Raw genomic sequence first — 9,433 nt, 5'->3', positions numbered from 1 at the left:
GGAACGCGCAGGCCTGAGGGGGGGGTGCCTTTAGCCCCGAAGTAACTATCGGCAGAAAGCAGCCGGCTGCTAACCAGCGGGCGGCTACCGAGGGCGAAAGCCCGAGGCGGCGCCGAAGGCGCCGAGGACGGGGGTGAAGGCGCGCGACATGCGCGCGCGCCTGAGGGGGGCGCCTTTAGCCCTCCTGAAATAAACAGCAGGCGCTGAAGAAGCCGCCACGCGGCTTCTTCAGCAGCCAGCTAGCAGGCTGCTAACGGCGGCGGTTGTCGCGGCGGGCCTTCCACTTCAGGCCGAGGGCCAGCCCGGCGGCGGCGGCGAGAATGCCGACCATCCAGGCGCGCCGGCGGGGCGCCAAGGAGCCGAGCTCCGAGGACAGGGCCGAACGCACTTCCTGCAGACTCTCCTCGACCCGTCGGCGACTGGACTCGATCCGCTCTCGCTGCTCGCTCATCGGGGTTCCTCCTTCGATTCGCCGAGGACCTTCGGCTCGACCTCCGCCAAAAGCTGGTGGTTCCACCAATCTTGGACGTCGTCGAGGTGTCGACGCGCCGCCCGTCCTGGGTTTTCGAGGCGCTTGAGCTTGAACATCGCGATCGCCGCCAGCACCGTGACCACCAACACGAAAACTCCACTGACGATCAACCCCGCGGCCCACAACGGCACCCAGATCGCCACCACCTGCACCAGCGCGTAGGTCAACACCCCCAAGGTCCAGAAGGCGAACATCGCCGCCGCCAGCAGCAGCCCGAAGGCGATTCCGGCCGACTTTCCGGACTTGGTGAGATCGCTGCGCAGGGAGGCGATCTCGGCCCGCAACAGGTCGAAAAGGGCGTTGCCGAGCCCTCGAAAAAGTTCGATCCAAGGCTTCATCGGGTGATTTCCTGTTCGTCGAGGCACCGGCGAGACGAGCCCCGCCGAGAGAAATCATCCTCCCACAATGATCGCGAAAAGTGGAGCCGAAGGGATCAGCCGCCGACCCGAACCTGCCCGAGAACGAAGGACTCCTGGGAAGCCACCTCGTCGCGGATGCCCACCGCGACCTTGTGGTCGCCTTCTCGCATCAAGAGGCTCAAGGTGTAGACATAGTCCTGCTTGCGGGCGTTCTCGATTTCGTCCGTCGGGATGCTGATCGGAATCGCCTGCTGCTGCACCGGCGAGGTCCCTCCCTCATCGTCCATGGCGGCGATGTAGAGCCGCAGCCGGGATTCGTGAGTCTCGCCCCGGGGGATCTGCACCAGCTTCGAGATCGGAATCCGCACTTCGATGGGAACGGTGAAGAAGCGCCGGTCGCGACGCGATTCGGTGCCGAAGAAGAGACGAGCCCCGAGGGGATTGCGCTCGAAATTGAAGTGCAGCACCGAGAGGGCGCCATCGGCCATGCGGGCCTCGACGGTCTTGTCCCGGTAACCCTCCCGGTGGCGCACCCGCAGGCCCTTGCCGTTCTTCAGCTTGACCTTGATGCGGTGATACCGCCCGCGACCGGCTTCGGGAGCCCGGTAGCCGAGGGAGTAGAAGGTTTTGAAGTCGGTCGCCACGCGCTCGAGAAGGCCATCGAATCGGTTGCGGTTGACGATCGCGAAGCCGCCCGTGGTGTCCGCCACGAAGCGCAGCGGGCTCTGCAGATTGCTGGTGTTGATCGACTCGATGCCGAGGGGCTCGGAGCGACTGTTCTCGGCCGAGATGGCATTCGACACGCGCAGGCCGGCGGCATCCAGGGTGTAGAAGGTGATGCGGTTGGCGTTGGCCTGCGAAGCGAGCTCCCGAAAGCGCGCCGAGGCGTCGTAGCCAAAGGCTTCGGTGATCGCTCCGGAGCCGCTGCCGTGAATGCCGTCGACGGCATGGAACAGGTCCTGGCCGGCGACCATCGGCACCCCGTCGCTGACGTAGAGAATGGCCTTGCGGCCAGGCAATCCGGCGAGGGAGCTGGTGATCTCCTTGAGCGCGCCGATGGTGAAGCGCAGGTCGTTCTGGATGTTCTCGGCGTACCCGCGGACCCAGGTCAGGGCTTCGGCGGAAGAACGTGCGTCCTCGATGCGGTCGAGGGTCTCGCGACGATCGAAATCGCGCTGAGCGGCGTAGCCGGTGAGGCGCTCGAGCTCCTCGAGGGCCGAAGCCACCACCTGAGGATCGCGCGTGAAGGGGCGCCGAATCTTCAGCGAGCGCTCGTAGCTGACCAGCATCACCTGGTCGCCCGCCCGGACGTTGCGGGTCAGAAAGGTCCGAATGTCACGCAGCGCGCGGTTGCGGTTCGGCGGCCGGATGTTGAAGTTGTCGATGTAGATCACCAGCGAGAGCTGCTGCTCCGGCGGCAGCTCCGGCTCCTGATCGGGAGCCGCGACGGCGATCGCCTCGGGGCTTTCCTCTGGCGGCACGATGTCGGCAAATTCGCCTTCCACCGGACGACCGTCTTCGACCGCGTAGAAGTTCGAGACGGCCATCGGCTTGCCGTCCTCGAAGATCTCGAAGTCGTCCTTGGTCAAACCCGTGATGCGGTTGCCCTTCTTGTCGGTGACGTAGACCTCGACATTGACGATATTGACCTCGACGACATCGACGAAGACATCGAGATCTTGGGTCTTCTCGGCCTCAGCATCGGCCGCCAAAGCCGCTTCGCGGAGCTGACGAAGGCGTTCCTGGGCGGTGACCTTGGAGTCCTGGGCAAGGAGAGGCGCGGCACAAAAAACGCCGAGGCTGGCGAGTATCAGGCCGATGGTGAGGCTGCGAGTCAGTTTTTTCACGGGGTGATTCCTCCGTCCATCCGGGTCAGCCTCGAATTATACGAGACCGGGCGCCTTCAGGAAGGATGGTGGCGCCCTCTAGGGCACCACATCGAGCTGCGTCGACGCCGTCCGCCCGCTCGGCGGGTCGAGCAGCGACACCACCAGGCGATTGCGCTCCCGGCGCAGCGTGACGCGGGTCTCGAAGAGGGCCAGCTTGCCCGGATCGGGGACCTTCGCCAACCGCACCGGGATGTCCAGGATCGGAATGTCGGAGGCATTGCCGTCGTCGTCGAGGGCACCGATGCGCAGCTCGACCTTGCCCTCGACCCCCTGGGCGGTCGGCAACAGGGTCACCAGATCGAGGGGAATGGCGACTTTCACCGGCACCTCCATGCGCCGCCGACCGCGACGCACCGTCTCCCCCACTTCGACCAACAGGGGAGCCTCGCGCACCGCATCCCCGAACAGCAGGGCACTCTCCACCGCCAGCGTCGATTCTTCTTCGCTCGACAGCGGCCGGAAGTCGCGCCGGGCCCGCGCCGAGAGACCGGGTCGGTTGAGCTTGACGCGAATCTTGCGGCGGTCGACCTCGACCCCGGGATCGACCGTGAAGCCGAGCCAGTAGTAGGAGCGGGTATCCTCCACCACCCGCGAAAAGGCCTCCATCCGCGAGCCGTCGAGCAGCGCCCGGCCGCCGGTGCGGCGAGCCAAGAATTCGAAGGTGGAATGGGTCTCCCGCTCCCGGCGGCGCTGGCGATCGAAGCGCGCCAGCTCGTTGTTGGTCACCAGATCGGCATTCAGCAGGCCGCCGACATCGACCGGGTAGAGGGTGTAGCCGAGGCGGTTGGCGGTCTCCGCCAGGGGGTTGTAGAGCTCGTAGCCGTCCGGCAGATCGACGGTGGCGAAGGTCGGAACCTCCTCCCCCTGCACCCAAGTCGCCGGCGAGAAGGGCCAACCCCCGGAAAGCAGAATCATCACCTTGCGCCCCGGCGGACGGGCGAAGGAGCGCAGGGTGGCGTTGGCGGCGCTGACGGTTTTCTCGAGCTCGGCGGCCCAGCGCTCGCCGAGGGCGAGGTTCTCGAGGCTGAGGTTGGCCCGCCCTCCGACGTCCTGGATCAAGGCGACGTTGTCCTCGGCGGCGGCGACGGCCTCGATATCGAGATCGTCGCGATCCAGGAGGTGGAGCTGCGACTGCAGAAGCTGCCCTCGGCTGGGGCGCGCCATGGCGTCGCGCAGCACCCGGTCGAGCTGGCGCGACGACTGGCTCCAGCTCGACAGCATGGTGAGACCGCTACCGTCGAAGGCGACCAGCGCCATGCGGTCGTCGGAGCCGAGCTGCGGCAGCTGGTCGCGCAGCGACTCGAGCACCCGGTCACGGTCCGTCTGGAGCGAGAAGTTCTCGTCGATGAACACCAGGTAGCTGGTGCCGCCGACGCTGGTGGCGGGCTGGGGAGCCGCCCCATCGGCGGCCGTTGCCACCTCTTGCAGGCGCCCGCCACGAATCTCCGAGAAGTAATCGATCGCGACGTCCTCGCCACCGACCCGCAAGCGGAAGTCTTCGGGCGCCAGGCCGGTGACGCGAATCCCCTGACCGTCGGTGACCACCACCTCGACGTTGACCACCCGGACCTCGACCACCTCACCGAAGGGGGACTGGGCCGAGACCGCGCCGGCCAGCGCCACCAGAGCGATCGAGATTAGCGCGAAGAGACTTGTCCCAGGCTGGCTGAAGGAGCGCATCGCGACCTCCTCGAAGAATCCGTTGCAAGAGCTTCGCGACTCCCCGCGAGAAGCCGCGAAGCTGCCGAGACCGACTGCCATTGTACGAGCTTGTCGTGACGACCCGTTTTCAGGGGGCGACGGCGACTAGGGCCCGAGGCCCCCTCCGACCGCCCCCCATCTCCGGCTCGTCGCCGGCGACGGGCGCGTTCACTCAGCGCGCCGAAGCCGGATCGACCTCGACCTTGGTCGACAGGTTTCGGCCGCTGACCGCGTCGTGCACCGACACCACCAGCACCTGTTTCTGGCGCCGCAGCTTGAGACGGGCGTCATAGGGCACCGCCGTCCCCGGCCGCGGCTCGCGGGTCAAGCGCAGCTCGATCGGCACGGCCGGGATATCGGACTGGCGATTGGTGTCGTCGAGGGCCGCCACTCGCAGCTCGAGCTTGGCGACGTACTTGCCGTCGAAGGGCACCGCGGTGATGCCGTCCACCGGAATCGCGATGCGCAGCGGCACCTCCACGAAGCGCCGGCCGGCGCGCTCGAGCTCACCGATCTCGACCACCAGCGGGCCGAGGGCGGCGGGATCGTCGAACAGCAGAGCACTCTCTACCGCCATTTCCGTCTCCGCCTGGCGCGACAGGTCGAGGAAGCCGTCCCGCGCGCGGACCTTGTAACCGGCGCGCTTGACCTCGACGCGAATGTCGTGGCGACGATCGTCGCGCTGCCGGTCGGGCGTGAAGCCGAGCCAGTAGTAGGAGCGGGTGTCGGCGACCACCGACGACAGGGCATCGAGCTTGGCCGAGTTGATCAGCGCCTGACCGCCGGTCTCCTGGGCAATCTTGTAGAGCGTCGCCTGCACTACCTGCTCACGCTCGATGGAGTTGATCAGGGTCGACTCGATGTCGAGGTCCGACGGCTGCTGGCCGAAGACGTTGCCACCCACCGACGACAGTAGCTGGCCGCCGCGCGCCGTATCGGCACCGAAGCTGCCTCCGAGGCCGGGCACGTCCACCGGATAAACCGTGAAGCCAAGCAGGTTGGCGGTGTCCACCAGCGGCGCCAGCATTTCCGGGCCGGTGCCCGTCTGACGGCTGGTGAGGGGGCGAATCGGATCGTTGACGACATAGGCTTCGGGCGAGAAGGGCCAGCCCCCGGAGAGCAGCACCATCACCTTGCGGCCGGGCGGCTGGGCGAAGCCGCGTAGGGTGGCCACGGCGGCGGTCACGGAGCGCTCCACCTGGCTGGCGATCTGGCGCGCGTAGTTGCGCTCCTCGACCCGCAGGTCATTGCCCACCAGGCCTCCGATCTCTTGCCGCGCGCTCCCCTGGCCGGCGAGGGCGATCTCCTGACCCCGCCGTTCGGCAAGGCGCTGGAGGGCGAAGGCGGGACGGTTCTGGGCCGTCCGCAGGGCGCGTTCGAGGGCGTTCTGGGAACCACTCCAGGTCGACAGCATCTCGACCCGCTCACCGTCGAAGGCGACGATCGCCATGCGATCGCCGGGGCCGAGATTGCCGAGATCGGCGATCAGCCCATCGATCACGCGGTTGCGATCCCGGGTCAAGGAGAAAAAGTCGTCGACGAAGACCAGGAAGCTGGTGCCGACGGCCTCCCCGGGAACCGCCGCCGGCACCGCCGGGACGGCCTCCGGCCCGACCGCCGCCACCGCATCGCCGCCGCGAATCTCGGCGAAGTAGTCGACCGTCACTTCCTGGCCGTCGACGATCAGGCGAAAGTCCTCCGGCTGTAGGCCCTTGACCCGCACGCCGTCGCGATCTTCGACCACCGCCTCGACGTTGACCACGCGGACATCGATGACCTCTCCGAAGACATCCGGCGAGTCGCCCTGGGCCAGGGCGCTGCCGGCGGCCGCGAACAGCACCACCAACGCGACCAAGAGTGCAACTGACGAAGACTTGAAGCTCATGACCAGACTCCTAGAAGTAACCTCATGGTGCGGCCCTCCGCGGGCCTGCTGGATTGACAACTCTCAAAAGCGAAGCGCTTGTTCCGATCGACCGATCCTTCGTCGGTCGTCCTCCCGCTTGGCCACCGGGCCCTCCCGGGCCCGCCAGCAGCCTGCTAGGGAGCGACCGCCAGGCGCGTCATGTAGCCGCGGCCGCTGGCGGGATCGTGCACCGCCACCACCAGGTCTTGCGGCTGCTTACGCAGCAGGACCTTGGTTTCCCAAGCCACCAGGCCGTTGTCCCGCGGCGCCTCGTCGAAGCGCACCTCGATCGGAATGGCCGAGACGTCCGAACGGCGATCCTTGTCGTCGAGGGCGGCGATGCGCAGCTCGAGGTAGGCCACCGGACCGTCCGCCTCGGGCAGCGGCGTGATCGCCGCCACCGGGATCTGCAGGCTCAGCGGCAGCTCGATGCGCCGCCGCCCCGCCGGCTCCGGGACACCGACGTCGACCACCAGTCCCTCCGCCGCCGGCGCATCGCCGAACAGTAGGGCGCTCTCGACCTCCATGCTGACCTCGGCGGTGCGCGACAGATCGCGGTAGGAGCGCCGGGTCCGCACCTTCAGGCCCGGCTTGAGGGTCTTGATCTCGACCTCGTAGGCGAGGTTGTCGCCGACATTCTTCGGCACGAAGCCGATCCAGTAGTAGGACCGCGTATCCTCCACCACGCGGTTCACCGCCTGCAGCCGCTGACCATTGATCAGGGCTCGGCCGCCGGTCTCGTTGGCGAGGTACTGAAAGGCGTCGTGGACGATGCGCTCGCGCTCGAAGGAGCGCCGCGTCGACCGGCTATCCTGGCGACCGGCGAAGGAGACATCGGCGCCGAAGCCGCCTTCCAAGCCGGCGACATCGACCGGATAGAGGGTGAAGCCGAGGCGATTGGCGGTGTCCACCAGAGGCCCATAGATGTGCCGCCCGGAGTAGCCATCGTAGGCGCTCAAGGGGCGCAGCAGGTCATCGGCCGCGAACTCCGCCGGCGACAGCGGCCAGCCTCCGGAGAGCAACATCATCACCTTGCGGCCGGAGGGCCGCCCGAAACCCCGCAGAGTGGCGACGGCAGCGTCGACGGTGCGTTCGAGCTGGCCCGAGATCTGGCCGGCATAGGCGCGCTCCGCGATCGACAAACGGGTGCCACCGAAGCGCACCGGACTGCGGCCGAGGCCTCGTGCCGGATCGACGCCGAAGGCGCGCCGCTCGCCGAGCCGTTGGAGCCCGAAGGTCGGACGCTCGAGGGCGCCGCGCAGGGCCTCCTCGAGACGCCGCTGGGAAGAGGTCCAGGACGACAGCATCTCGACTCGCCGACCGTTGAACGCGACCACCGCCATGGAGTCGCTCGGGCGCAGCTCGCCGAGGCCATCGATCACCGCCTTGACGACCCGGTCGCGATCGCGACCGATGGTGAAGTACTCGTCGATGAAGACCAGATAGCGGTTCTCGACGGTCTCACCGGAGACCGCCGCCGGAGCCCCGGGCAGGGCACCGTCCCGAGCCGCCACCGCCCGGCCGCCGAGTACCTCGGTGAAAAAGGCGATCTCGGTCTCCTGGCCGTCGATGATCAGGCGCAGGTCCTCGGGCGCCAGGCCGGTGACCCGCACTCCATCGCGGTCTTCGACCACCACCTCGAGGTTGACCACCTTGACGTCCACGACGTCGCCGAAACCCGGCGTTTCCTGGGCCGAAAGGGACGCGACGACCCCTCCGAGCAATAGCATCGAGAACAACAGTGCTGAGATCTTTCGCTGCATGGCTGCACCTCCTCGCTGGATGACCCGGTGCGAAGCACCTTGGGGGCTGTCTTGAAGCAAGCCCTGTGCCAGCCAATTCATGGTCTGCGAACAGGAGCGAACAAGGCCCCCCGTCCTCACCCGGGGACGGCTGCCGGCGACCAGCGTCTCCACAACAGGCCGGAGCTTGGTGCGACGGGGATTCAGGAGAGGTCGAAGAGGTGGTCGACCGGGCCGCGGCCGGCGCCCAGAGGATAGGCCGCCGCCAGCGCACCGCGCAGGTAGTCGATGCTCCCCCGCACCGCCGTCACCAGCGACTCGCCGCGACCGAGTCGGGCCGCCAGCGCCGAAGACAGCGTGCAGCCGGTGCCGTGATCGCTGCGGGTGGCGATGCGGCGATGCTCGAAAGGGCGGAACTCACGCCCATCGAAGAGCAGATCCTGGAGATCGTCGCCCGCGCCGTGGCCGCCCTTGATCAGGGCCGCGGGCCCGCGCGCCGACAGCGCCCGGGCCATCGCCCGTCGGGATTCCTGATCCTCACCGTCGACGCCGGTGAGGCGCCGCGCTTCAGGCAGGTTCGGGGTGACCACGGTGGCCAGCGGCAATAGCTGCTCGATCAGCGCCGCGACGGCATCGTCGCGCAGCAGCGCATCGCCGCTCTTCGCCACCATCACCGGATCGAGCACCACCGGAACGGCCGTCTCCTCGAGCCAGGCCGCGAGGCGCTCGGCGACGGTGGAGACCAGCGGCACGCTGGCCCGCATGCCAATTTTGACGGCGTCGACGCCGAGGTCTGCGAAAACCGCATCGATCTGCGCCGCCACCACCTCGGCCGGAACTTCGTGCACCGCCGTCACGGCACGGGTGTTCTGGGCCGTGATGGCGGTGATCACCGACATGCCGTAGACACCGTGGGCGGCGAAGGTCTTGAGATCCGCCTGAATTCCGGCGCCGCCGCCGGAGTCGGAGCCGGCGATGGTCAACAGCCGCGGCGGCGGCTCACGCCGGGAGATGACGCTTCCTTTCGCGCGGCAGCCGCCGCGCCAGCACCAGCAGGACGATCACCACCAGGACACTGATGATCTGGGCCAGAGTCAGGACACCGAAGAAGCGATCATCCTTGGCGCGCACGAACTCGACCAGGAAGCGCTCCACGGCGAGGGCGCCGATCACCCAAACGCTGGTGCGCCCGATGCCCGGTCGGCGCCGGAAGTAGGCCACCCCGAAGCCCCAGATGACGAGCGCCGCCAAGGTTTCGTAGAGCTGAGTCGGGTGCACCGCCATCAGTTGCGAGTCGGGAATCG

General features: G+C 67.7%; 8 protein-coding genes. All 8 read right to left on the bottom strand.

What is annotated here, in order from left to right; genetic code table 11:
* Window positions 1-250: 250 nt before the first annotated feature.
* Entirely contained in the window at window positions 251-451 is a 201-nt protein-coding gene (locus AAF604_24450; GenBank protein ID MEM7052835.1) for a hypothetical protein, read from the bottom strand.
* Complete coding sequence (locus AAF604_24445) at window positions 448-870, bottom strand: phage holin family protein (GenBank protein ID MEM7052834.1); 423 nt, start codon at window positions 868-870, stop codon at window positions 448-450. The genes AAF604_24450 and AAF604_24445 overlap by 4 nt, the downstream gene beginning before the upstream one ends.
* A 95-nt stretch (window positions 871-965) precedes the next feature.
* Window positions 966-2,738: a VWA domain-containing protein gene (locus AAF604_24440; GenBank protein ID MEM7052833.1), complete on the bottom strand. Its 1,773-nt coding sequence runs from the start codon at window positions 2,736-2,738 to the stop codon at window positions 966-968.
* Window positions 2,739-2,816: 78 nt separating this feature from the next.
* On the bottom strand, window positions 2,817-4,460 hold the full coding sequence (locus tag AAF604_24435) for a VWA domain-containing protein (GenBank protein MEM7052832.1): 1,644 nt from the start codon (window positions 4,458-4,460) through the stop codon (window positions 2,817-2,819).
* A gap of 193 nt (window positions 4,461-4,653) precedes the next feature.
* On the bottom strand, window positions 4,654-6,366 hold the full coding sequence (locus tag AAF604_24430; GenBank protein ID MEM7052831.1) for a VWA domain-containing protein: 1,713 nt from the start codon (window positions 6,364-6,366) through the stop codon (window positions 4,654-4,656).
* Window positions 6,367-6,521: 155 nt separating this feature from the next.
* The gene (locus AAF604_24425; protein ID MEM7052830.1) at window positions 6,522-8,150 is read right to left on the bottom strand and encodes a VWA domain-containing protein; all 1,629 of its coding nucleotides are present in this window, start codon (window positions 8,148-8,150) and stop codon (window positions 6,522-6,524) included.
* 182 nt (window positions 8,151-8,332) lie between these two features.
* Window positions 8,333-9,112: a bifunctional hydroxymethylpyrimidine kinase/phosphomethylpyrimidine kinase gene (thiD, locus tag AAF604_24420; GenBank protein ID MEM7052829.1), complete on the bottom strand. Its 780-nt coding sequence runs from the start codon at window positions 9,110-9,112 to the stop codon at window positions 8,333-8,335.
* A gap of 16 nt (window positions 9,113-9,128) precedes the next feature.
* Window positions 9,129-9,433, bottom strand: a 305-nt coding sequence (locus AAF604_24415) for a prolipoprotein diacylglyceryl transferase family protein (GenBank protein MEM7052828.1), incomplete at its 5' end; no start/stop codon positions are given.

Source organism: Acidobacteriota bacterium (assembly GCA_039028635.1).
Classification (GTDB): Bacteria; Acidobacteriota; Thermoanaerobaculia; order Multivoradales; family JBCCEF01; genus JBCCEF01.
This window is presented reverse-complemented; position numbering and strand designations above follow the sequence as displayed.

Excerpts from the sequence above, each read along its gene's own strand:
- AAF604_24450 (MEM7052835.1), bottom strand. The coding sequence starts at position 451 with ATGAGCGAGCAGCGAGAGCGGATCGAGTCCAGTCGCCGACGGGTCGAG.
- AAF604_24445 (MEM7052834.1), bottom strand. The coding sequence starts at position 870 with ATGAAGCCTTGGATCGAACTTTTTCGAGGGCTCGGCAACGCCCTTTTC.
- AAF604_24435 (MEM7052832.1), bottom strand. The coding sequence starts at position 4,460 with ATGCGCTCCTTCAGCCAGCCTGGGACAAGTCTCTTCGCGCTAATCTCG.
- AAF604_24430 (MEM7052831.1), bottom strand. The coding sequence starts at position 6,366 with ATGAGCTTCAAGTCTTCGTCAGTTGCACTCTTGGTCGCGTTGGTGGTG.
- AAF604_24425 (MEM7052830.1), bottom strand. The coding sequence starts at position 8,150 with ATGCAGCGAAAGATCTCAGCACTGTTGTTCTCGATGCTATTGCTCGGA.